This is a genomic window from Niabella sp. (assembly GCF_030150205.1).
In the GTDB taxonomy this organism is placed as follows: domain Bacteria; phylum Bacteroidota; class Bacteroidia; order Chitinophagales; family Chitinophagaceae; genus Niabella.
On record NZ_JASLGT010000002.1, the window covers coordinates 12,120 to 35,000 of the forward strand.

The window sequence follows — 22,881 nt, forward strand, 5'->3', positions numbered from 1 at the left end:
GCCGTCTGATCCATCGCTCCCAAAAAAAGAATCGCAGATGTGTAACGAACGGCTCCCGGCAATGACTTACTGTAATAAATTCGTTAAACATGAGTAAAAGGGTTTCAATTGCAGTAACCGTGCTCCTGCTGGTAGTTGTATCACAGCATCTGCGAAAATCAAGAATGGAGCGGGAAGCGGCGACACTGCTTCCGGCAGCCCGGAAGCACGAAGCCAGCGGGAAACCGGTACCCCATCCATCCGATAGCGGAATCAATTCCGGGAAACGGGTAAAGTACTAATACTGTATTGATTTACAACTTATAAACCAGAACAACGCGTGTCGCAATCAGAAGAATTTTTCCTGACCAGCATCAAGCAACATGCAGGAATATTGCATAAAGTGGCCCGTATGTATATGGATCACCCAGAAGACCGGGAAGATCTGCACCAGGAGATCATTGTGCAGCTCTGGAAATCGTACCAGGGATTTAAAGGCGAAAGCCGGTTTTCTACCTGGATGTACCGGGTGGCCATTAATACGGCGATTACTTTTTTAAAGAAGAACCAGACCTATAAAAAACAAGTTGCTTATACGGATATTCCGGACGCTGTGGATGAAGGCGCGTCTTCGCATAAGGAAACGCAGCTGAATGCTTTTTATAAGGCTGCACAGGAACTGAACCCGGTGGAAAAAGCGGTTATCTTCTATTTTATGGAGGGAATGTCGCACAAAGAAATCGGGCTGCAATTGGGCATTAGTGAAGGAAATGCGCGGGTGCGGCTAAACCGGACAAAAGAAAAATTACAAACCATTATAAAAAAACAAGGTTATGAATTTTGATGAGCTGAAATCACAATGGAACGAAGAAGGGGCCGATGACGTGCAGGTTCCCGCCTCGGTGGAACAATTAAGAGCGGCACAGCATCCGCTGGATCAGCTGAAACGGAATATGAAAAAAGAATTTGTCGTACAGGTTTTGGCAATTGTGTTAATCGGGGTTTTCCCTTTTCAACTGAAGCTGCTGCCATCGTTGTTCCCCATTTATTATATGGGGTATGCGCTGCTGGTGATGGCCTGCGTTTACTACCTGTATCATTTCTATAAATTCTACCACCAGGTGCAGCTATATGATGCCCGTACAAAGGACAATCTTTTGCAGTTGTATTATGATCTGCGGCTGAATATGGAACGGTATAAATCGTTTTCTTTTCTGATTATGCCCTTCGCTTATTTTACGATCGGAATGCTGATCTATTCAGACCTGCAGGCCCGGCATGTTCGGTTGGAGGTATTTGTAAACCCCTACCTTGTATTGTTGCTGGTAGTGGTGGCAACCGTGCTGATCGTTACATTTACCCTTCTATGGATCAACCGGTTCTATGGCCGTTATGTAAAACAGCTGAAGCAGGTGCTGGATACACTAAAAGAAGAATAAGGTTTTTTGAATTTTTAATCGGTAATTTGCGCCTGTTTTATGCTGACGGCTAATCGCTGACAGCTCAACTCTGAAATCTCAATTTTCTTTCATGCATATCGATATCATTTCCGTTTTACCCGAATTACTGAACAGCCCTTTTGAACACAGTATTATGAAGCGTGCACAGGATAAGGGTTTGCTTACGGTGGCGGTACATCATTTACGCAAATGGGCGGTGAATGAATATGGCCAGGTAGATGACTATCAATATGGTGGCGGGGCTGGTATGGTGATGATGTGCGAGCCGCTGGTAAGCGCTATTGCTGAACTTTCGGCAAACCGGAAATTTGATGAAATTATCTATGTAACGCCGGATGGAAAAACACTGAACCAGCGGATGACCAACACGCTTTCCTTAAAGGAAAACCTGCTGATCATCTGTGGTCACTATAAAGGGATTGATGAGCGCATCCGCCAGAAATATATAACGCTTGAAATTTCCATCGGGGATTATGTATTAAGCGGCGGAGAACTGGCCGCTGCCGTGCTGGTGGATGCCATCGGACGCCTGCTGCCGGGGGTGCTGAATGATGAAACCTCGGCTTTGACAGACTCGTTCCAGGACAACCTGCTGGCGCCTCCGGTGTATACCCGTCCGGTTGATTTTGAGGGCATGACGGTTCCGGATGTGCTGATGAGCGGCAACCACGCTAAAATTGAAGAATGGCGCTATGAACAGGCGTTGCAGCGCACAAAAGACCGCCGGCCGGATCTGCTGACCGACTAAAACCTGTGTGGTATATAATGACTACCAGGGCTACCATTTATTCCGCTGTAGTGGGATCGATAACTGTTGCGATCTCATTGACGGCGTTGGCTGGAAAACCTCCCTGTTTGGCATGTTCCCGGATCCACTCCTCGTTTGGCGCAATGTACACGCAATAAATTTTGTTGCCGGTTACATAGCTTTGTACCCATTGAATCTCTGGTCCCATTTCGCGCAACACATTACAAGAGGTTTCGGAAACATTTTTTAGCTGATCGGGAGTAAGATTCCCTGCACCCGGAATTTCCCGTTCGATTACATATTTAGGCATATAATAAAAATTTAAGCCGGTATTATATTGTTTTATCAACCTATAAATTTACTCAAAATACCGGGGGCAGGCCATCGCCAAAAAAGGTGAAATACCAGCGGTGACTACGAAATAGCGGATTAGTGATGCCTGAAACAGGGTTTTGTCGCCGATGGTTTTGCAAAGCTGTAATTAAGTAGATTATTTTTGTATAAACGATAAAACAATGAAAAAGGAACTGCTTTTATGGGTTGCCTGTTTTGCTGCTATGTTTGCCCAGGCACAGGTATTGCTGACCACACCTCCCAGTGGAGAAAACAAGAAGGCCTCTGTAAGTGAACGGGTCGGACTGACGGATATAACGATTCATTATGACCGCCCGGCAGTAAAAGGCCGGGAAGGAAAGATCTGGGGAGGACTGGTGTATACCGGGTTTGGGGACTTGGGTTTTGGAAACAGTAAGGCGGCTCCCTGGCGCGCCGGTGCGAATGAGAATACGACTATCCAATTTTCGAATGCGGTCAAAATTGAAGGACAACCACTCCCCGCAGGTAAGTATGGCTTTTTTATTGCATACGGACCAGCTGAATGCACCCTGGTCTTTTCAAAGAACTCCGGCTCCTGGGGCAGCTATTTTTATGACGCGAAAGAAGACGCCCTGCGGGTGGCTGTAAAGCCGGTGCCGCTGGAGAAAAGTATAGAGCGGTTGAAATATGAGTTTTCAGATGAAACGGAAACCGGTGCCACCATTACGTTGCAATGGGAAAAGCTGGCCATCCCTTTTAGGGTGGAAACGGATTATATCAATGATCAGCTGGCGGTGTTTCGACAGGAATTGAGAACCGATAAAGGCTTTGGCTGGCAAACCTGGAACCAGGCGGCGTTCTGGTGCCTTCAACGGAACGTTAATTTAGACCAGGCGCTGCTTTGGGCCGATTCAGCGACAGGGAAAAATTTTGGTGGCGAAAGGGCATTCGTTGCGCTGAATACAAAGGCACAATTGCTGGAAAAGGCGGGGCGAAATGAGGAGGCGGCAGCGGTAATGAAGACGGCGCTTGCTCATGCAGATATGAACGAGGTGCATCTGTATGGCCGTACCCTGATGCAACAAAAAAAACTAAAAGAGGCCATTGCCGTTTTTAAGGATAATTATAAAAAACATCCCAACGAGTTTACAACGCTGGTGGGGATGACGCGTGCATATTCTGCAATGGCGGACTATAAAGCGGCGCTAAAATATGCACAACAGGCGTTGTCTAAAGCCAGTGAAATTAATACCCGGAATAACCTGCAGGAACAGATCGCAAAACTGCAGGCGGGAAAGGATATTAACTGATCCTGTAACGCTGAAATGATGATCCTGTAATTGCTACCCGTTTTTCCGGGTGACCTTCCGGCTGATGATCTCCATACTTAGTTGCAGGGCATCGGCCTGGCCCTGCAAAGCCTTTATTGCCTGTTCCTGGCTGGCAATGATCTTTTCCCTTAGCTCACATTCCTTACAGGGTTTGGTTTCAGAAGGTTCGTGTAAGACCAGGTCAGCCCCTGTCAGGTATTTCTCTCCTTTATTAGCGATCAGCCAGTTCAGATCTGCATTTGCAAACCTGTTTTTAATGTCTTCAATGATCTCCAGTGAAGGCTTGTTTTTACCATCCCTGAGGCGGTTCAGCTTCTGTGAAGACCTGTATTTCAGTCCGTTAATGGCAAAATCATTGATCGACTTAAATCCCTCAGCTGCACTGAATTGCTCCAGCCGTTCAAAAAAAGTTGAAAGTTTGTTCATTTTTGTTTGTTTATCACAAATAGGTTTGTATCTTTGGGGTGCTAATAATAAAACACACAGCCATGAATAACAAAAATAACGAGATTCTCTCGATCGTATCCGATGATCCCCGCCCTTTTGAATCCGAGGAAGAAAAACATCAGGACCGGTTCGAAGAAAGCAACTTCAAACCCAGCTATCATTTTATGCATCTTGTTAAGTCCAATCCGTTTCACTGCCTTATGCGGGTATTGGATAGTACTGCGCTAGAAGATCTGCAAGCCTTATGGAATGAATGGGTACATTGTACGCTTTGTGCGGAGTACAGCGCCTTCAGTGAGGATATGGACCGGAAATTCCTGTTGCGGTTCGCCATGCATTTTCATTTGCTGATGGATGCATCCCACTATGCTACCCGGGAGTGGATGAAAATGAAGAAGAGGCAGCTGTTTATTGCCGATCGCAATGTGATTTACCGGTACCTTCCGGAAACGGACAAGGCCTTTCAGCAGATATTGGGTTTTACAAATACTTACGCTGAAGGGAAGGCCCGTATTTACCTTTGGTCTGTTTTGGATTGCGTGTTAGGGTATGGCGCGTATTTTAATATCGATCGTAAGAATGCCCTTTTTGATTATGAGTCGTTGCTGTGTATGCTGTGGGCTCCGTATTATATGATCAAACAATACCCCGCACTGTTTGGCGTTGAGGATGGTACAAAAGAAAAACCTTCGGAATAAAATAGTTGGCCGATCCAAGGAACCGAAGAATGTCTTAAATGAGGACAGTCTTCAAAGTCGATTGATTGGGCACAGTCATTCTGAAACTGATTCGGCGTCTGCTGGTAAATAGCTATACTAATATGCCGGAACACCCCCAATATGCAGGGGCTGTTTCACGCAGTAGCGGCTTTTGATACCGGTTCCTGATACCAGGCATTGCACCCAGGGCCGGTAATACACTTGCTATTGCCGTGCTGTTAATGCCGGTATACTCCAATTTTCTTTGTTATAAATTTTCTGATCTATAAAAAACCAATAAATGAAAAACGAAACAATACCGGAGGCCCGGCCCCTGCATGGGGGTGGCTTGCTGCCTCAATGGGATGATGCGACCAAATGCAACCTGTTGAAACAACTGATTGTAAAGGAGGCAGAGCGGGGCTTTGCGCATTATTTGTATGAACTGATTCCTGACGTGGAACGTTTGTTTGATCCCGGCCAGGCGACTCATATCGAAGCAACGCAGGTTTGTGCGCTGTTTTCAAGGGAGCAGGTCATTGCATGGATCGCAGGTTTGTGTACGCCTGATTTTATTTTTGAGCTGGAGTATCATGCGGAGCAATGCAGTCTGGACCTGTTTATTGTATTGCAGCCGCAGGAGGTACGTGGTTTTAGAGACCTGCATGCCTATATTCATGCCGCTACGTTTGGAAGCTGGAACATCCGGTTTACATTGTGCCAGCGCAGTCAGTTTCAACAACAGCGGAAACAGGGAAATCTTTTTTGCGTGTTGAGCTGCAATGAAGAACGGCTGGTGTATGTCCGGGATGGAGCTGCCCTGGATCCAATAGATGGCCAGGTAGTTCAGGAATGGCTGGCAAAGTCAAGGGAAACCTTTGAAACCGGCTCCGGAAGAGGCCGGCGGCTCTTTGAACATGCGTTGCTTTTTCAAAAGGAGGGTGCCAACGGGCTGGCTTGTTTTATGTTGCATCAGGCTGCGGAGCTGTCGTTGCGCGGGTTTGCGGCAGCGTTTTCCGGCGTTTACCTGCGCCAGCATTCCATCCGGGAATTGTTGTACCATTGCAGCCGTATTCATCGGAAATTTGCTTCTTTTTTTAAAACAGCTGCGGAAATTGAAATGCTGGAGCTGCTGGAAGCTGCCTACACCGGTGCGCGTTATCAGAATGATTTTACAGTGCCGGATCATTCCCTGGAAGTACTGAAGGAAAAGATTGCAACCATCCTGGTTTGTGCAGAGGAGGTTGCTGCCCGGCATATGAACCGCTATTTTTCACTCATTGATGCAGCACGCCGGTAAAATGGAGTAGCACCGGTTACGGTTCCTTTAAAACAACATTCCCGGTTCGTTTCAGGTTTCCCCAGCCCTGGCCTTCACCTTTGATTGCGCGGCGGAGCGACCGGAAAAGCACGATATACATAATTTGCCGGTATACGAAACGCTGAGGGATGAGCCATAAAAGCTGCCAGTAATTTTTCTCCTTTTCAATGCTGAAGGCGAAAACAGCAACCAGTACGTCTACAACAAGGAAGATGCCATAATACAACAGGATCCGGTTGAGATCGCCCCAGCTGGTATGCTGCGCCGTGGGCCTGTTGTAATAAATGGAAAAGAAAAACAACAGGTCTGCAATGGGCGCAATAATGGGAAGTATGATCTGGAATAAAAGGATATTGGGAAGGGATACCATGCCCAATCCTTTATAACGGGCTCTGAAGCAGGCATCTTTGTTTTTCCAGAAACTTTGCATCACTCCATAGCTCCAGCGGAAGCGCTGTTTTAAAAACTGCCGGATGGTTTCGGGCGCTTCTGTAATGGCAACCGCATCATTGCAATTACGAATAACATATCCTTTGCGCAGAATGCGGATCGTAAGGTCACAATCTTCGGCCAGCGAATCGGTTGTAAAACCACCGGCTTCCACAATGGCTTCTTTCCTGAACGCTCCGATTGCCCCGGGTACTACAGTGATCCCGTTGATATAATCGAATGCCCGGCGGTCAAAATTCTGGGCTGTAATGTATTCGATCGACTGCCAGCGGGTAAGCACATTATTGATGTTTCCTACTTTTACATTACCTGCAACGGCTCCAATGGTTTCGTTTACAAAATAACGCATGAGCTGACTAATAGCATCCTTTCTTAACTGGGTGTCGGCATCAATACAAACCAGGTAATCGGATGATGCCTGTGCAATTCCAAAGTTCAATGCCGATGCCTTGCCGCCATTGGCCTTGGTCAGCACTTTTACCCTGGGGTGACCAGCAAAGGCTTCACTGATGTTTTTAAACGTATGGTCTTTTGAACCGTCATCTACAAAAATGACCTCGAGGTTCGGGTAATCTTGTTTTAAAAGACTTTGAACAGTGCGCACACAATTGACTTCCTCGTTATATGCGGGAACAATGATGCTTACTTTTTCTTTAAATGCTCCCGATGGGGGAAGGGTTTCTTTTTTCTGCCGCCTGTAGTTCAAAACGGCCAGGATGCCCATAAAGATAACGCGGCCTAATCCCAGGAAGATCGCCAGCCAGAACGCCGTGGTTAAAAATTGTGATATCCAAAATACAAGTTTGGTAGCAAAACTATCGGCCTGCAGCATGTCGTTCTTCACAGGAGGCATGATCTGGTCCCGGGTAAGATTCAGCAGCTGGGCAACGGTAATGAATTGTATGTTCCGGTCTTTAAAGTATTTAATAATACGGGGTAATGCATCTACGGTGCCCTGACGGTTGCCACCGGCATCGTGTAATAAAATAATGCCCCGGTCTTTATAAGTCATGGCCTCGTATTGACGTACAATACGGTTGTAAATACTATCGGCATTTACATGCGCGCTGTCGATGTCCCAGTCTTCGGGATCAATGCTTTCACCCACTGCATAGTATTTTAGTTTTTTACTTAGGGCAACGGGTTGCAGTTCTACCTGCAGTGTTGGTTCGGCATCCGCGTTAAAAGGCGGGCGAAACAGGATGGTACTGCGACCGGTAACAGCTTCTATTAAAAAACGGGTAGCGTCAATTTCCGTTTGTGCCCTCCGGAGCCCAACACTGGCAATGTTGGGATGGGTAAAGGTGTGATTACCGATCTCGAAACCATCTTTATAAACCTGTTCAAATACCGGTAAATGATTTTGAATATTGATACCCACTACAAAGAATGCTGCTGGTACTTTCTCCTGTTTTAATATTTTGAGGATCTGAGGGGTGTATTCGGGGTCCGGACCATCATCAAAAGTAAGCAGGACCTGCTTGCCCGGTACTACCTGGCCAAACCTCCGGATCACGTATTTAGTAGGCAGCTCGATGTATTTTTCTTCCTGTATCAGGTAGTCGTTAAGCGTATCCGCCGTTATTTTCATGCGGCCGTTCTGGGGTTCGGAGATCACATCCAGTACCTCACCTTCGCCCACGTAATCGGGTTTCTCGAAAGAGACGGGGATGTTTTCCAAACGCGTGAACAACCGGGTTTGCGAGCGCATGGCTTCGGTGGTCAGGCTCCGTTTGTAAAAAGTCCATAGCCGCTGATCTTCGGCACCTAACCTCCAGATGGCTACTCCGGCTACCCCATAATCATCTGCAAAGCGCATGGTATTAAAGTTGCTTGCGGCATCATTAAACCACACCTGGTGTTTTACATTGCTGTTATCCGTATAACTGAAATGGCAATTATAGGTGGCATTATCGAATGTGATATCAGCATTGTGTTCTTTGGCCGCGGATATGGCCTGTGCATAGGTAAGGTTTTGAGCCGCCCGGTTCTCGGGCCAGTCGTAGCCATAGGTGGCCATACACAGTACGATCTTTTCTGAGGGTACATTTTTGGCTGCATTGTCCAGTACTTTTTCAATCCAGTGTTGATCACTTACCGGGCCCGGAATACTGGTATCGTAAAACTGGTCATAGGCCATCAGGAAGATATAATCGTTCAGTTTGGCAATTTCGGCGATGTTATAATTATCGTCATTCGGTAAAATGTCCTGTGTTACCAACAGTCCCCGGCTGTGCAGGTCTTTGTACAATTCCTCCTGGAACTGGCGGAGGTAGGGCAGGGTTCCCTCCTTCAGCTCTTCAAAATCGAGGTTGATGCCGCTTAGTTTGTATTTATCGATCGTACTGAGAATATCTTTCAACAGCCGGTTTCTTTTCTGCGGGTTACTGAGTATCCGGTGCAGCAGTTTGCCATCAAAATCCCCGTTTTGAACATTGCTCAACATCGGCACGATCGAAACCTTCGCCTTCCGCATGATCTGTAATGCGTCGTTGTCGATATTGGGCCGGAGGGTGTCGGCATCCGGATCGAGCAGGAACCATTCCGGTAATACCATATCCAGTTTGTCGACGTTTGATTTTAAGGAGGAAAGCGACTGCGGATCCCAGTCTACAAAAAAGGCAGCACGGATCCCTGTGCTTTTGGGCCGTTTTTTTTCCTGCGCGATATAAGCATTGTTCTGTGCCCGGGCACTGATAAAGGCCTGCATGCCTTTGTATTTTTTCTTGTCTTTTTCGCTCAGGGTCTTCGGTATCGTAAGGTGAATGGCCCGGTTGGTATCTGCCTTAGCGAGGCCGGGAAGCAGCAGGTTGTCTACCCTGCTGATGGAGAAAATAGCCAGCGGAATCATTGCAATAGCCAGGAACACCAGTAGCCGGCTAATCCACTTAAACGTGTTCCACCGCGCTCTGCTTTCCGTTTGAAAAATCTGAGGATCCCCGGACATATAAATGATTTAGTGCAAAATTACAGGCTAAATGATCCTCTTCAAGCGGGGTGTTATTTTATTCTGAAACAATTTTTTACATTTACTCAAATGATAGATGTCATGAAACAGGTAAAGGGAAATCTTGTAGATATTCGGCAGCGCGCTGTTGTTTTTGCGTTGGTGACGTTTAATGAAGAAGGCATCCGGGATATACAGGTGATCGAAGAGCAGTCGGTAGCCGGCTACCCGTATCTGCTGCCGGGGTTTGTTGATAGTCATGTGCATATCGAAAGCAGCATGCTGGTGCCCTCGGAATTTGCCCGGCTTGCAGTAGTACACGGAACCGTGGCTACCGTGAGTGATCCGCATGAGATCGCTAATGTGTGCGGGATGGAGGGTGTGCGCTATATGATCGAAAACGGGAAGACGGTACCGTTTCATTTTAATTTCGGCGCGCCCAGCTGCGTACCGGCTACCAGTTTTGAAACGGCAGGAGCGCGGCTTGGAGTAGCGGAGGTAACGGAATTGTTGCAGGATCCGGAGATCCGGTACCTGAGCGAGATGATGAACTTTCCGGGTGTGCTGGCAGCAGATCCGGAAGTGATGGAAAAAATAAAGGCGGCGCATAAGGCCGGGAAACCGGTGGATGGCCATGCCCCCGGGTTAAGGGGTGCGGCCGCCCGGCAATACGCGGAGGCCATTGCGGACAATGCTGCCGGGCTACGGGGAACGGATCACGAATGTTTTACAAAGGAGGAGGCCCTGGATAAGTTAAAGGCGGGTATGAAAATCCTGATCCGGGAAGGCAGTGCTGCCAAGAACTTTGAGGCGCTGATCGATCTGCTGAATGATTACCCGGAGGACATAATGTTTTGCAGCGACGATAAACATCCGGATAGCCTGGAAGCTGGTCATATCGACCGTTTATGTGCCCGGGCTGTAGAAAAAGGCGTGAATGTGTTTCATGTACTACAGGCGGCTTGTGTAAATCCTGTTACCCACTATAGACTGGATGTGGGACAACTGAAAAAGGGCGATCCGGCGGATCTGATCCTGATTGAAGATCTACAGCATTTTAAAGTACTGGAAACCTATATTAACGGAACCCTGGTGGCTTCCGGCGGCAAAACGCTGATCCAGGCCTCCCGGGCCGGGATCATTAACCAGTTTGAGTGCCGGCCGAAAACCGTTGCTGATTTCAGGATGCCGGTTACCGCGGCACCGGAAATTCCGGTTATCGAGGCCCTGGATGGCCAGCTGATCACCAATGCATTGTACCTGCAGCTTCCACAGGATCGTGGCCAGTTTGTGAGCGATCCGGGAAAGGACCTGCTGAAAATTACGGTGGTGAACCGGTACCGGGAGGCGGTGCCTGCCATGGCCCTTATCCGGAATTTCGGGCTAAAACGGGGTGCCATGGCTTCCTCTGTAGCGCACGATAGTCATAATATTATTGCAGTAGGCGTGGATGACGAAAGTTTGTGCCGGGCTGTAAATCTCGTGATCGATGCAAAAGGGGGTGTGGCGGCGGTTGATCATGATCAGGAAATGATCGTACCCCTGCCGGTGGCCGGTTTAATGAGCAATGAAGACGGATATGCGGTGGCAGCAGCCTATACGGCCATCGACCAGATGGTAAAGGCAATGGGCTCAACGCTTTCGGCTCCTTTTATGACGCTTTCGTTTATGGCCTTACTGGTCATTCCTGCTCTCAAACTCAGTGATAAAGGGCTTTTCGATGGCCAGAAATTTGAATTGATCACCCAATAAAACGAGCATTTTACCGTTCAAACCGGATTTTCTCAAAAAAGGGCTTGTCATTCGCCGTGGCAATCTGCCCATTTACCGATATCTGGCGTATACATGCGAAAAATCTGTTGTAAGGCCTATCTTAGGGGGGTATTTTTACAAAAAACAGTGAACAATGAGTGAAAATAATCCGTACAATACCGAATTCTATAATAAATCAGAAAAAACTGACCGCCCCGAGACAAAGACCACCGGGTCTCAGCAGCCATATTTTAAGGAGCGGAATGCGCAGGGACATATTTGGGTAGGCCTGTTTTTAGTGCTGATCGGAGTGGTGTACCTGCTGAAAAGAATGGGTTTCGTTTTCCCGGATTTTATGTTGTCCTGGCAAATGTTACTGATCGTATTGGGAATCTTTGTCGGTTTTCGCAAAAATTTCCAGGGGCCCGGTTGGCTGATCCTGATCCTGGTGGGGTCTCTTTTCCTTGTAAACGAGTTCTTTCTGTTTAACGCCCTGAAAAAATTCATCTTTCCTATTGCTTTGATAGGGGCCGGCCTGTTCTTTATTTTGAGACCTAAGAAAACCTATGAATTTATAACACAGGATCCGGTTACCGGTGATCCGACAGGAAAGAAGACCTATCGCGGAAATATCAGTAATGAGGACATCATTGATGCTACTTCTATTTTTGGAGGTACCAAGAAAAAAGTATTATCCAAGAACTTCAGGGGTGGAGATATGGTTAATGTATTCGGTGGTAGTGAAATTGACCTGTTGCAGGCCGATATCAGCGGAACGGCCATATTAGAGGTTACCGCCATTTTTGGCGGAGCAACGCTGTTGATCCCCTCTCACTGGAATGTGATCTCTGAAGCGGTGGCGATACTGGGAGAGGTAAAGGACAAGCGGGTGTCGATGGGCAATGTGGATACTACAAAGACGCTGGTGTTAAAAGGAACCGTAATTTTAGGGGGCATTGATATTAAGAGTTTTTAGGTAGTGAATAGGCAATAGTGAATAGGCAATAGTGAATGGTGAACAGGCAATGGTCAATAGGGTATTCATTGCGTTTTGATCAGACCAGGATACCGTGCGCTGTCAATGTTAAATCTCAAATTCCAAATCTCAAATCTCAAATTCCAAATAAATTCAGTGTCTTCCTCCCCGTTAACAGCAAAAAGATTTCTAACACCCCTGATCATAGCCTGGGTGGTTCTGGTGAACGCTCAGGTATTTTTCCTGCGCAACAATTTCCCGTTCTTTCCGCTGTATACGGTGCTTACAGACAGCCTGCTGAGCAATTTCCTGCTGCTGGTGGCTGGTTTGCTGATGCTGAACGTAACCAAATATTATTTGCCTTCGTCTTACCAGTATACCAGCGTGATTGCTGCCTGCCTGGTACTGACGGGCTTATGGCTTTTTGTTTCCAACACCTTTTTAAAAATATTCCTGGGCGATTCAGAAGCCTATGCCACGTTTCTTAAAAACTCGCTGATCATCCGGGCGGGTTTTGCCTTCCTTGTGCTCACCATCCTGACCATCGCCGCTATTTTGTGGTATAATTGGGTAGAACGGCAGAAGGTAGAGCAGCGGCGTACGGATGCGGACCGGTTGTCGCGCGAAGCGGAGCTGTTTAAACTGCGCCAGCAATTGCAGCCGCATTTTTTGTTCAACAGCCTGAATTCGATTAATGCCCTGATTGGGCTAAACCCACAGCAGGCGCGCCGGATGGTGCAGCAGCTGTCTGATTTTTTAAGGGGAACGCTGAAAAAGGAAGAGTCGCAGATGATCTCCCTTACAGAAGAAGTTAGTTATTTGAACTTATATTTGGAAATTGAAAAAGTGCGCTTTGGAAACCGGCTGATGACGTCCATTTCTATTGCAGAGGAAACAAAAGAACTGCAATTGCCTACATTGCTGCTTCAGCCGATCGTTGAAAATGCGATCAAATTCGGGCTTTATGATACCATCGGAGAAACGCTGATCACCATCGAGAGTACCCGGGAATTATCGGAGCTGTGCATTTTGGTGAGCAATCCTTTTGATCCGGAAACCTCTCTGCCTAAAACGGGTACGGGGTTTGGGCTGAGCTCGATAAAAAGAAGGTTATACCTCCTGTACGGAAGGAATGACCTGCTATCTACAAAAACAAAAGACAATACATATTATACAATCGTAAAAATACCGCAACAGGCATGAGCAAAGTAATCATCATCGACGACGAATTTTTGGCAAGAAGTATGGTAAAGGAATACCTGCAGAAATATCCCCAGCTGGAGCTGGTGGCGGAATGCGGCGACGGGTTTGAAGGGATGAAAGCCATCCAGGAACATAAGCCGGACCTGATCTTCCTGGACATCCAGATGCCGAAGATCAGTGGTTTTGAAATGCTGGAGCTGATTGAGGAGCCGCCGGCCGTTGTTTTTGCCACAGCATTTGATGAGTATGCCATTAAAGCTTTTGAAGCGCATGCGGTAGATTACCTGCTAAAACCTTTTGACCAGGAGCGCTTTGATAAAGCGGTGAACAAATTCCTGGCCCAGCACAAAGTAAGCCATACCAACACCCAGGAGCTGCTGAATGATGTACAGCTGCCCAATTCCAATAACCGGATCGTGGTAAAAAACGGAAGTAAGATCAAGATCATTCCGGTGCAGGAAGTATTGTACCTGGAGGCTGCGGATGATTTTGTAAAGATCTTTACAAAGGATGGCTATTTCCTTAAAAATAAAACCATGTCCTTTTTTGAAGCCTTTTTGCCGGCCGACCTGTTTGTACGCAGCCACCGCTCCTATATTGTGAATATACATGAGATCACACGTATTGATCCTTATGAAAAAGACGGGCATGTAGCCATCCTGAAGAACGGTACAAAGATCAATGTAAGCCGGAACGGATACGGAAAATTGAAGGCGGTATTGGGGTTGTAACCCGGTACCGGGACGGTAGCTCTTTGCCCGCAGACAGCGCTGATTTTACGCAGATATAACAGGAACGACTGCTCTTCTTTGTTCAAATATTCATAACGGAAGGGTGATGAGCGCTATCGGACCGCCTCATGGTTCTTTTGAGCACCATCCTGGTACAGCGGAAAAGATTTATGGGTATTCGTGATGAATGTTATAAACAGGTTTCCTTAACTTTAGTACATCAATTATTTTAGTAATTTATTGCCTTACCTTAAAGAACAATTAACTATGGGAAAATTTGTAATTACCAAAAGAAAAAACGGCGAGTTCCAGTTTAACCTGAAAGCCGGCAATGGCCAGGTGATCCTTACCAGTGAAGGCTATACCACGAAAGCTGCCTGCGAAAATGGTATTGCTTCTGTACAAAAAAATGCACCGGATGATGGCCATTATGAGCGTAAAACATCGTCTAACGGCAAACCTTTTTTTAATTTGAAAGCCGGTAATGGCCAGGTTATTGGCCAAAGTGAACTTTACGAGTCGGAAGCGGCACGGGAAAACGGTATTGAATCCGTAAAGAAGAATGCGCCGGATGCCGATACGGTGGATGAAACAGATGATTAAGCTTCAGGAAGCCTGGTTCATGCACGGATCTTAACGCACTTTTAAAACGCTCCCAGGGTGTTTTGTATTCCGGATGTAGACTGAATGGTTTCAGCTTACATCCGGTTTTATGTTTTATAAAGTGCACCTTTCCTGGCGCAATACTGTTATATTACTTTTTTTAAGGTTTTCAGTTTGCCTTTTAGTGAAGGATAAGCCAGGGGAATATCGGGCCAGTTGCGGGCTTTTAAAATGCCCTTTGCATGGCTGAAGGTTTCAAAAGAAAACCGGCCATGATAACGCCCGATGCCGCTATTGCCCCGGCCGCCGAAGGGCAGGTTTTTATTGAGGTAATGCATTGCTGCGGTGTTTACGCAGCCTCCGCCAAAGGACACCTGCTGCAGCCACCGGTCCGCTTCTTTTTTATCATTGGTAAACACATAAAAGGCCAGCGGATTTTCATTTTGCCGGATGATCGCGAGTGCTTCCTCCTCTGTTTCATAACCAATGATGGGCAGCAGGGGCCCGAAAATTTCTTCTTTCATAATCGGTGCATCCATGGAAGGGGTATCGATCAGTGTGGGTGCAATGAATAATTGTTCTTCGTTGTGTTCGCCGCCATGAAGAATGGTTTGCCCGTCCATTAACTGCTTCAGGCGGTGAAAATGTTTATTGTTGATGATACGGCCATAGTCATAACTACTGATCGGATTTGCTCCGTAAAATTTCAGGATCGTGGTCTTTAGTAACTGAATAAACGCCGCCTTAACGGAATGGTGTACCAGCAGGTAATCGGGGGTGATACACATCTGCCCGGCATTGGAAAATTTGATATTGGTGATCCGTTTGGCGGCTGTTTTTAAGGTGGCACCAGCGGTAACCAGCCCCGGACTTTTTCCGCCCAGTTCCAGTGTTACCGGTGTAAGCTGCGCCGCTGCCTTTTGATAGATGATCCGTCCTACGGCGGTACTTCCGGTATAAAAAACATGATCGTACCGGAAATGGTCCATTAACAGGGGAATGAGCGAAACGCCTTCCCCCGGCGCATACAGCACATAGTTGGAGGGAAAGGCCCCGCGGATGATCTGGCCCATAACCTTTTCCGTAGCAGCCGCCAGTTCACTGGGTTTTAATACTACGCAGTTGCCGGCGGCAAGAGCCCCAATCAACGGCATAAAAAGCAATTGAAACGGATAATTCCAGGGAGCGATAATCAATACCAGTCCCAGTGGCTCATAAAGGATACTGCTTTTGCCGGGTATATTAACGAGATTGGTTGCAACGGGTTGCGGCTCCATCCACTCATCCAGCGAACGGATACAGGCATCTATCTCCGAAATGACCATTCCTGTTTCGGTGATCCAAACCTCTTCTTTGCTTTTATGCAGATCCTGGAACAATGCGTCATTCAATGCTTCTTCGTGGCGCAGGATGCTTTCTTTTAATTGCTGCAGTTGCTTTTTCCTGAATGGGAGGGAACGGGTGGCGCCGGTTTGGAAAAAGCTGCGCATGGTATTTAAATCGTTGCTCAGACCTGTCATAATGCTTTTGTTTATGCATCCTGTTTACATTGCTGCCGTTAGGGTACCGGGATATTGTTACGGGCATCTGTAAAAACAGGAGCTTTTCTTCGCCTGACAAATTTCGACAAGATTTTTAAGAATGTCAAATGTACTTGATCAGCCGCAACTATTTAAAAGCTGCAAAAGAAGCGAAGCAAAGGTGTTTGTGAAGCAGCGCTACTGTTTTAAAGCCTGATTGTTGCAGCAGGCTGGCCTGGTAGCGCACGCTCCTGGGAGAGTCTTCTTTTTCGATATAGGCAAATACATGATCCCTGTAGGCTTCATCCTTCAGGCTGATGAGATAATTGCCATAATGTTGTTGAAAAAGCAGGTGCTGAAGCGCCGGGAGGTCTTCGGCCACCAGGTCAAAGATCCAGATGCTGCCACCGGGTTTTAAAAGCCGGTAAAATTTTGCAAAAGCGGTTTCCCAATCGGCGTCATCCCGCAGATGATGCAGGGTGGCCGTGGCAATGATAATATCATAGGCGTTTTCTTCCAGCATCGCCGTTCTGAAATCGCCCTTTATTGTGGTCACCTTGCCATTGGTATGCGGTTGTACGCGTTCTGCAGCCTTATCCAGCATGGGCTGACTCAGGTCTACCAGTGTTACATCCGGATGGGTAGTTGTTTTTGACAACAGCTTTACCGGGTAATTACCGGCGCCGCATCCAATGTCCAGTATTTTTTTCAGGTCCGGATGGGTGGCGATGATGCCGTCGGTGATCAGCTCCATGTTAAAAGCGGCGTCCAGCGTGGTCTGCTGCCCGGTTTCAAGATTTGAGAAACGCGCCACATCCCGGTCGAAGCGTTCCTCTATTTCCTTTAAGGTTGATTTCTGTTCCATATGTGGTTTTGATCCAAAATTAAAACGCTAATCGATACTTTAAAATGCTATTTTTATCATTGATCAATACTTCAAAGGTATCATGGAAATTCGTCATTTACTGTATTTTCAAATGCTTGCAAAAGAGCTGCATTTTGGAAAAGCGGCTGAAAAACTATTTATCTCGCAGCCGCCGTTAAGCCGGCAGATCCGGGAGCTTGAAACGGAACTTGGTCTGTTGCTGTTTGAGCGGAATAACAAACGGGTGGCGCTTACGGAGGCCGGGCGGTATTTTTTATCGGAAAGTACAACCCTGCTGCAACAACTGGAAAAGGCGAAGCTAAAGGCGCGGCAGATCCATGAATCCCTGGCGGGTACCTTCCGGCTGGGGTATATCAGCTCCACACCCCGGAGCGTTCTTGCCGGTATCCTGAAAACGGTAAAAGAACAATATCCATTTTTACGGGTGAACCTGTATGAGGCGGCTACACAACGGCAACGGGCGGCGCTGGAAAGCGGCACGCTTGATTTGGGTATTATGCGGGCGCCCGTGTTAACGCAACAACTGGAGCAACGGTTATTGCTGACGGAGTATTTTTGTCTGGCAAAGCCGAAGGGACAAAAGATACGCTTACGGGAGCTGGCTACACAACCTTTTGTTTCCTTCAATCAGGATGACGCACCGGATTACCATCAACAATTTATCCATTGCTGCCACCAGCTTGGATTTGAGCCACAGGTGGTGCACGCATGTAATAATATGCCTTCGATCCTGGAACTGGTGGCCGGTGGTATGGGGGTAGCAATCGTTCCGCAATCGGTTCGGCGGTTATTCCGTTTTACGTACCTGGATTTTATATCATTGCAGCAACTACCGGTACGTACGGAAACCGTGCTGGTTTTTGACCGTGAAAACCGGCAGCCTGCCTTACCGGTTTTTGTGTCCTTGCTGGAAAAGGCGTATAAGCATTTTGAACGCACCTTAAGGAAACGCAGCGCTTAGCAGGCAGGTGAATATGGCAGGGCATCTAAAATGTTGTAACTTTCATCTGTGAGAACAAAAGAACCTTTCCCCATTTTCGGGATCCGGGAATTTAATGCAACGCAACAATCCGAAGATCACCTGGCCTATCATGAGCTGCATGGGGAGCGGTCTATTGAAAAGCCGCATAAACATGATTTTTTCTTATTTCTTTTATTCGAAAAAGGAAGCGGTGTTCATACCATCGATTTTGTAGATTATAAGGTGAAGCAGCACCAGCTGCACCTCTTGTTCCCAGATCAGGTACATAGCTGGCAATTGGGAAAAATTACATCGGGGTTTCAGCTCATGATCAGCCGGCCGGTGTTTGAAACCTTTTCCGATGCGCTGCGGTTTTCCTTTTTCCTGTATCAGCATCACCCGGTACTGGATCTTCCGGAGCCTGTATTTAAAAAACTGCTGTATGAATTCCGCTCTGTAAAAGAAGAACTGGAACAACATCCGGTTCAATCGGAGATCATCACGCTTCGTACCCGTTTAATCGCGCAGCTGGCCAGCAGGGAAGCCGAACGGGAATTTGAAGATTTTGAGGTATACAGGGCGCGCCCGGTATTGTTAAAATACCAATCGCTGGTAGATCTTCATTTTAAGGAGCAGAAATCGGTGACCTTCTATGCGGGTCAGCTACATATAACAGCCAACTACTTAAACATTCTCTGCAAACGGCATTTTCATGTGCCGGCCACGTTCCTGATCCAGAGCCGTGTGATACTGGAGGCAAAACGGCTGCTGCAGGTTTCCGAAAAATCGATAAAGGAAATAGCTTATGAGCTGGGGTTTAGCGATCTTGCCTATTTCTCCAATTTTTTTAAAAGTAAAACCGGATTCGGCCCAAGGGAGTTCCGGGATCAGTTATAAATATTACAAGTTATGGCATAAATCCTCCATCGCCGGGATAAAGGCGGGTGCTAATTTTGTAAAAAATTAAAGCATTATGGTACCCCGATCCATTTCCCGGAAAGATTTTATTAAGAACTCTTCCATTCTTTTTGCAGCCGGCAGCAGTTTACTGGCTACCGGACAGGCAGTTGCCGCAAGCAATCCAGCGATGGCGGCACCCGGAAAAACGCTTACATTAAAGAATGTGCGATTGGAAACCGGTTTTGAATATGAGGGGGAGGAAGTGAGTGGTACAAAAACGGAATTGTTCACCATTGAGATCAGCGACGGGAAAATAAAATCGGTATTGCCCAATAATCCTGCGGCAAAAGGTATCGATGCCAAAGGGTTATTATTATTGCCGGCCTTCAAGGAAATGCATATTCACCTGGATAAAACCTACTATGGTGAAAAATGGAAGGCTACCGGTAAACGGCAGGGTGGGGTAAAGGGCATGATCGCCCTGGAGCAGCAGATCATTCCGGAATTGCTGAAAAATTCTACTTACAAGGCAGAAAAACTGATCGAACTGCTGCAGTCGAAGGGTAGCAATATCGCCCGTAGTCATGTTAACATCGAGCCCACTTCAAAGCTGGATTCGTTAAAGCATCTGCAGCAGGCACTGGAGCATAAAAAGGATACATTTGAAGCCGAACTGGTGGCTTTTCCGCAGCACGGTATCTTTTATACAGATTCAGCGGCCCTGATGAAGGAAGCGGCACAGATGGGGGTAGACTATATCGGAGGGCTGGATCCTACATCCATCGATGGCAGCATTGAGAAGAGTATGGACTTTGTAGTGCAATTGGCACTGGATTATAAAAAAGGCATCGATATTCATTTACATGAAGGCGGCGAATCCGGTGTGAAGACTATTGAATACCTGGTGAACAAGGTGAATGAAAATCCGGTTTTAAAAGGAAAAACGTTTATTAGTCATTGTTTTGCCCTGGCCTATCTCGACCGGAAGAAGCAGGAGGAAATGGCGGAGAAAATGGGAAATGCCGGGGTGGGCGTTATGTCTACGATTCCGTTTGGCGGCATGATCATGCCCATTCCTACTTTGTATAAATATGGGGTAGATGTACGTGCGGGAAATGACTGTATCATCGACCATTGGAACACGTTTGGCTCCGGAAGTGTGTTGCAGAAAACCAATCTTGCAGCCCAATTGTATGGCTACCGTACCGAATTTGATTTGTCGCGCATCCTGAAGCTGGCTACTCATAATGTACTGCCGCTGGATGATAAGGGGAACCGGCAATGGCCGAAGGCAGGAGACAGGGCAGACCTGGTATTGATCGATGCCAGCTGCTCGGCAGAAGCCGTATCCCGTATTTCGCCGGTGCGCTCCCTCATTCACCGCGGCAATGTTGTATTTTAAATAGTCGTGTTATGCATTATTTACTTTTGGTGTGCGCGGTATTTATACTGAATGCCTGCCAGGCAAAAACAAATAGTCCGGATATGAATACACAGCGTACAGGAATCATCGAAGCCGTAGAAAAAAATCAGCTATCGGTGGTGGAAGCCGAATTGAAAAAAGGTGTGGATGTAAATACTACTGATAAGCAAAAGAAATCCCTGTTATTGATCGCTACGCAGGCCAACAACCTGGAGATGGCTAAGTTACTGGTGGCACATGGTGCGAATGTGAATCAGCAGGATCAGATTCATGACAGTCCGTTTTTATATGCAGGAGCAGCCGGACTGACGGACCTGGTAAAACTCTTCCTGGAGCACGGAGCCCGCTTTGACCTGTTTAACCGGTATAATGGTACGGCACTTATTCCTGCCTGCGAACGGGGGCATATCGAAGTAGTGAAGATCCTGGCAAATACAAAAGGGTTTCCAATTGATCACGTAAACCGTTTGGGCTGGACGGCATTGATGGAGGCTGTTGTATTGGGCAACGGATCCGCAAAGTATGTAACGGTGGTGCAGCTGCTGGTAGACGCAGGATGTAATATCCAGATCCCCGACCATGATGGGGTTACGGCGTTGCAACATGCCCGCTCCAGGGGGTATACAGATATCGTTGCTGTTTTGGAAAAAGCAGCGGCGAAAATGATCAATAAAAAATAACAGACCGTATGAATGTGTTTATATACTGTTCAATAACGGAAGAGCCCTTAGGGGCTTTTCCAATTAAGAAGCATCCGGTGATGTTGGAACTGGTGGTTGCAAACGCCTATTAACCGGAAAGAAAAGTGGATCCCGTTTACGGATCAATAACCTGATTATTATGAGTACTACGAATAGTGAAATGTTACAGGAACCTTTGGAAACAACCAAGGTGAAAATACACCGGGCACAGCGCCCGGAACAAACGCCTGCCCGGCCGCCACTGAGCCGCGGAACGCTTTGGCTGATGACGATCGCCACCGGAGTAGTGGTGGGCAATAACTATTATAACCAGCCATTGCTGGGGCTGATGGCCCGGGATTTTGGTGTAAGTGAGGGCCGTATCAGCAATATCGCCATGCTGACGCAGGTGGGCTTTGCCCTGGGGCTGTTGCTGATTGTACCGCTGGGTGATATGCTCAGGCGCCGGCGTTTAATTCTTATAGATTTTGGTTTGATCATCCTGTCACTGATCGGTATGACCATTGCGCCTTCGGTGGGATGGTTGTTCCTGGCCAGCTTTATGGTCGGGTTTACCTCGGTGCTGCCGCAATTGTTTGTGCCCATGGCGGCGGAACTGGCGGCAAAGGAAAAGCAAAGCGCCGCTATCGGTATGGTGATGAGCGGACTGTTGCTGGGGATCTTATTGTCGCGCGTGGTAAGCGGGGTGGTAGGTGATCTGTGGGGCTGGAAAGTGATGTACTATATTGCTACGGGCGCGATGGTATTGCTGGCGGGGTTAATTGCATTAAAGCTGCCGGAAGTACATCCGTCTTTTAAGGGGAGCTATGGATCATTGATGCGGTCCCTGGTCCATCTCACCCGCACACAGCCGGTGCTGCGCCTGGCGGCATTTCGCGGAGCGATGGGGTTTGCGGCATTTAGTGCGTTCTGGACCACCCTGGTATTTCACCTGGAAGAGGCGCCGTTTCATGCCGGTGCGGCAGTTGCCGGTTCCTTTGGTATTATTGGAGCAGTGGGTGCGCTGGCTGCTGCCCTGGTGGGCCGGGTGGCCCGGAAAGTGACGCCATCGAAGATTATTTCGTCGGCCATTGTGATGCTGATCCTGAGCTGGGGTATTTTTTACATCGGTGGTTATACGTATATAGGGTTGATCATCGGGGTAATCCTGCTCGACCTGGGATTACAATCCATGCATATCCTGAACCAATCCTCCTTTTTTGCTTTAAACCTGGGTGCCAATAACCGGCTGAATACCGTTTATATGTTCAGCTATTTTATAGGTGGCGCGGCCGGTACATACCTGGCGGCACAAGCCTGGAAGTATGGACATTGGAACGGCGTAGTGGCCATTGGTACGGCCTTTACGGTACTGGCCCTGGTGGCCCACCTGGTCTATGGCCGGCGTGTGGTTGCCCGGAAGGGATAATGGTTTCCATGCCACAAAGCTCCTGCATTTGAAACTGAATGTTTGTATCGCAGGCGCTCTTTTGACGGAACTGCGATCGAAAATGAACCTGTGACTCAGTGCTTCTGCGGCACCGGAAAAA

Annotated in this window: 22 protein-coding genes; 17 read left to right on the forward strand and 5 right to left on the reverse strand. The window is 47.5% G+C overall.

All coding sequences use genetic code 11. The annotated features are described in order from the left end of the window. Positions 1 to 89 precede the first annotated feature (89 nt). The 4 genes from Q1V85_RS00605 to trmD all read left to right on the forward strand — a co-directional run bounded on the left by Q1V85_RS00605 (position 90) and on the right by trmD (position 2,187). The gene (locus tag Q1V85_RS00605) at positions 90 to 281 is read left to right on the forward strand and encodes a hypothetical protein (protein WP_300596362.1); all 192 of its coding nucleotides are present in this window, start codon (positions 90 to 92) and stop codon (positions 279 to 281) included. A 38-nt stretch (positions 282 to 319) separates the two neighbouring features. After that, on the forward strand, positions 320 to 823 hold the full coding sequence (locus Q1V85_RS00610; RefSeq protein ID WP_300596364.1) for a sigma-70 family RNA polymerase sigma factor: 504 nt from the start codon (positions 320 to 322) through the stop codon (positions 821 to 823). Further along, positions 813 to 1,418 (forward strand): hypothetical protein, encoded by a 606-nt coding sequence (locus Q1V85_RS00615; protein WP_300596366.1) that lies wholly within the window; start codon positions 813 to 815, stop codon positions 1,416 to 1,418. Before Q1V85_RS00610 ends, Q1V85_RS00615 begins: the two co-directional genes overlap by 11 nt. Positions 1,419 to 1,509: 91 nt before the next feature. Next, a complete protein-coding gene (trmD, locus tag Q1V85_RS00620) occupies positions 1,510 to 2,187 on the forward strand; it encodes a tRNA (guanosine(37)-N1)-methyltransferase TrmD (RefSeq protein ID WP_300596368.1) in 678 nt (225 codons plus the stop codon). Between the two features lie 37 nt (positions 2,188 to 2,224). Here the strand turns inward: trmD and Q1V85_RS00625 are convergent, their stop codons facing one another. Further along, the gene (locus Q1V85_RS00625; protein WP_300596370.1) at positions 2,225 to 2,497 is read right to left on the reverse strand and encodes a DUF4242 domain-containing protein; all 273 of its coding nucleotides are present in this window, start codon (positions 2,495 to 2,497) and stop codon (positions 2,225 to 2,227) included. Positions 2,498 to 2,702: 205 nt separating this feature from the next. On the opposite strand from Q1V85_RS00625, the gene Q1V85_RS00630 reads away from it, so the two are divergent. Further along, positions 2,703 to 3,812, forward strand: a complete 1,110-nt coding sequence (locus Q1V85_RS00630; RefSeq protein WP_300596372.1) for a DUF2911 domain-containing protein — start codon at positions 2,703 to 2,705, stop codon at positions 3,810 to 3,812. 33 nt (positions 3,813 to 3,845) lie between these two features. Here Q1V85_RS00630 and Q1V85_RS00635 read toward each other — a convergent pair whose 3' ends face one another. Further along, the gene (locus Q1V85_RS00635) at positions 3,846 to 4,259 is read right to left on the reverse strand and encodes a hypothetical protein (protein WP_300596374.1); all 414 of its coding nucleotides are present in this window, start codon (positions 4,257 to 4,259) and stop codon (positions 3,846 to 3,848) included. 62 nt (positions 4,260 to 4,321) lie between these two features. On the opposite strand from Q1V85_RS00635, the gene Q1V85_RS00640 reads away from it, so the two are divergent. After that, positions 4,322 to 4,978 carry a hypothetical protein gene (locus Q1V85_RS00640; protein WP_300596376.1) on the forward strand — a complete coding sequence of 219 codons (657 nt, stop codon included), beginning with the start codon at positions 4,322 to 4,324 and terminating at the stop codon, positions 4,976 to 4,978. 301 nt (positions 4,979 to 5,279) lie between these two features. Beyond that, positions 5,280 to 6,278: a HEPN domain-containing protein gene (locus tag Q1V85_RS00645; RefSeq protein WP_300596378.1), complete on the forward strand. Its 999-nt coding sequence runs from the start codon at positions 5,280 to 5,282 to the stop codon at positions 6,276 to 6,278. 16 nt (positions 6,279 to 6,294) lie between these two features. Here the strand turns inward: Q1V85_RS00645 and Q1V85_RS00650 are convergent, their stop codons facing one another. Further along, a complete protein-coding gene (locus Q1V85_RS00650) occupies positions 6,295 to 9,696 on the reverse strand; it encodes a glycosyltransferase (RefSeq protein ID WP_300596380.1) in 3,402 nt (1,133 codons plus the stop codon). A gap of 102 nt (positions 9,697 to 9,798) precedes the next feature. Between Q1V85_RS00650 and ade the strand changes: the two genes are divergently transcribed. From ade to Q1V85_RS00675, 5 genes are all read left to right on the forward strand, one after another. After that, positions 9,799 to 11,448: an adenine deaminase gene (gene ade, locus Q1V85_RS00655; protein ID WP_300596382.1), complete on the forward strand. Its 1,650-nt coding sequence runs from the start codon at positions 9,799 to 9,801 to the stop codon at positions 11,446 to 11,448. 154 nt (positions 11,449 to 11,602) lie between these two features. Then, positions 11,603 to 12,424, forward strand: a complete 822-nt coding sequence (locus tag Q1V85_RS00660) for a DUF5668 domain-containing protein (RefSeq protein ID WP_300596384.1) — start codon at positions 11,603 to 11,605, stop codon at positions 12,422 to 12,424. A 156-nt stretch (positions 12,425 to 12,580) separates the two neighbouring features. Continuing rightward, entirely contained in the window at positions 12,581 to 13,627 is a 1,047-nt protein-coding gene (locus tag Q1V85_RS00665; protein ID WP_300596385.1) for a histidine kinase, read from the forward strand. After that, complete coding sequence (locus tag Q1V85_RS00670) at positions 13,624 to 14,358, forward strand: response regulator (protein ID WP_300596387.1); 735 nt, start codon at positions 13,624 to 13,626, stop codon at positions 14,356 to 14,358. Before Q1V85_RS00665 ends, Q1V85_RS00670 begins: the two co-directional genes overlap by 4 nt. Positions 14,359 to 14,625: 267 nt before the next feature. Further along, positions 14,626 to 14,961 (forward strand): YegP family protein, encoded by a 336-nt coding sequence (locus Q1V85_RS00675; protein ID WP_300596389.1) that lies wholly within the window; start codon positions 14,626 to 14,628, stop codon positions 14,959 to 14,961. A gap of 146 nt (positions 14,962 to 15,107) precedes the next feature. On the opposite strand, the gene Q1V85_RS00680 is transcribed toward Q1V85_RS00675, so the two are convergent. Both Q1V85_RS00680 and Q1V85_RS00685 read right to left on the reverse strand, forming a co-directional pair. Then, complete coding sequence (locus Q1V85_RS00680) at positions 15,108 to 16,481, reverse strand: aldehyde dehydrogenase family protein (protein WP_300596391.1); 1,374 nt, start codon at positions 16,479 to 16,481, stop codon at positions 15,108 to 15,110. A 148-nt stretch (positions 16,482 to 16,629) separates the two neighbouring features. Then, complete coding sequence (locus Q1V85_RS00685) at positions 16,630 to 17,346, reverse strand: class I SAM-dependent methyltransferase (RefSeq protein WP_300596393.1); 717 nt, start codon at positions 17,344 to 17,346, stop codon at positions 16,630 to 16,632. Positions 17,347 to 17,428: 82 nt separating this feature from the next. Between Q1V85_RS00685 and Q1V85_RS00690 the strand changes: the two genes are divergently transcribed. The 5 genes from Q1V85_RS00690 (at position 17,429) to Q1V85_RS00710 (ending at position 22,760) form a co-directional block, all read left to right on the forward strand. Then, positions 17,429 to 18,328 (forward strand): LysR family transcriptional regulator, encoded by a 900-nt coding sequence (locus Q1V85_RS00690; RefSeq protein WP_300596395.1) that lies wholly within the window; start codon positions 17,429 to 17,431, stop codon positions 18,326 to 18,328. Positions 18,329 to 18,376: 48 nt separating this feature from the next. Beyond that, positions 18,377 to 19,225 (forward strand): AraC family transcriptional regulator, encoded by an 849-nt coding sequence (locus tag Q1V85_RS00695; protein ID WP_300596398.1) that lies wholly within the window; start codon positions 18,377 to 18,379, stop codon positions 19,223 to 19,225. A gap of 76 nt (positions 19,226 to 19,301) precedes the next feature. Then, the gene (locus tag Q1V85_RS00700) at positions 19,302 to 20,630 is read left to right on the forward strand and encodes an amidohydrolase (protein WP_300596400.1); all 1,329 of its coding nucleotides are present in this window, start codon (positions 19,302 to 19,304) and stop codon (positions 20,628 to 20,630) included. Positions 20,631 to 20,641: 11 nt separating this feature from the next. Beyond that, positions 20,642 to 21,331, forward strand: a complete 690-nt coding sequence (locus Q1V85_RS00705) for an ankyrin repeat domain-containing protein (RefSeq protein WP_300596402.1) — start codon at positions 20,642 to 20,644, stop codon at positions 21,329 to 21,331. Positions 21,332 to 21,491: 160 nt separating this feature from the next. Further along, positions 21,492 to 22,760: an MFS transporter gene (locus tag Q1V85_RS00710; protein ID WP_300596404.1), complete on the forward strand. Its 1,269-nt coding sequence runs from the start codon at positions 21,492 to 21,494 to the stop codon at positions 22,758 to 22,760. Positions 22,761 to 22,881: the final 121 nt, after the last annotated feature.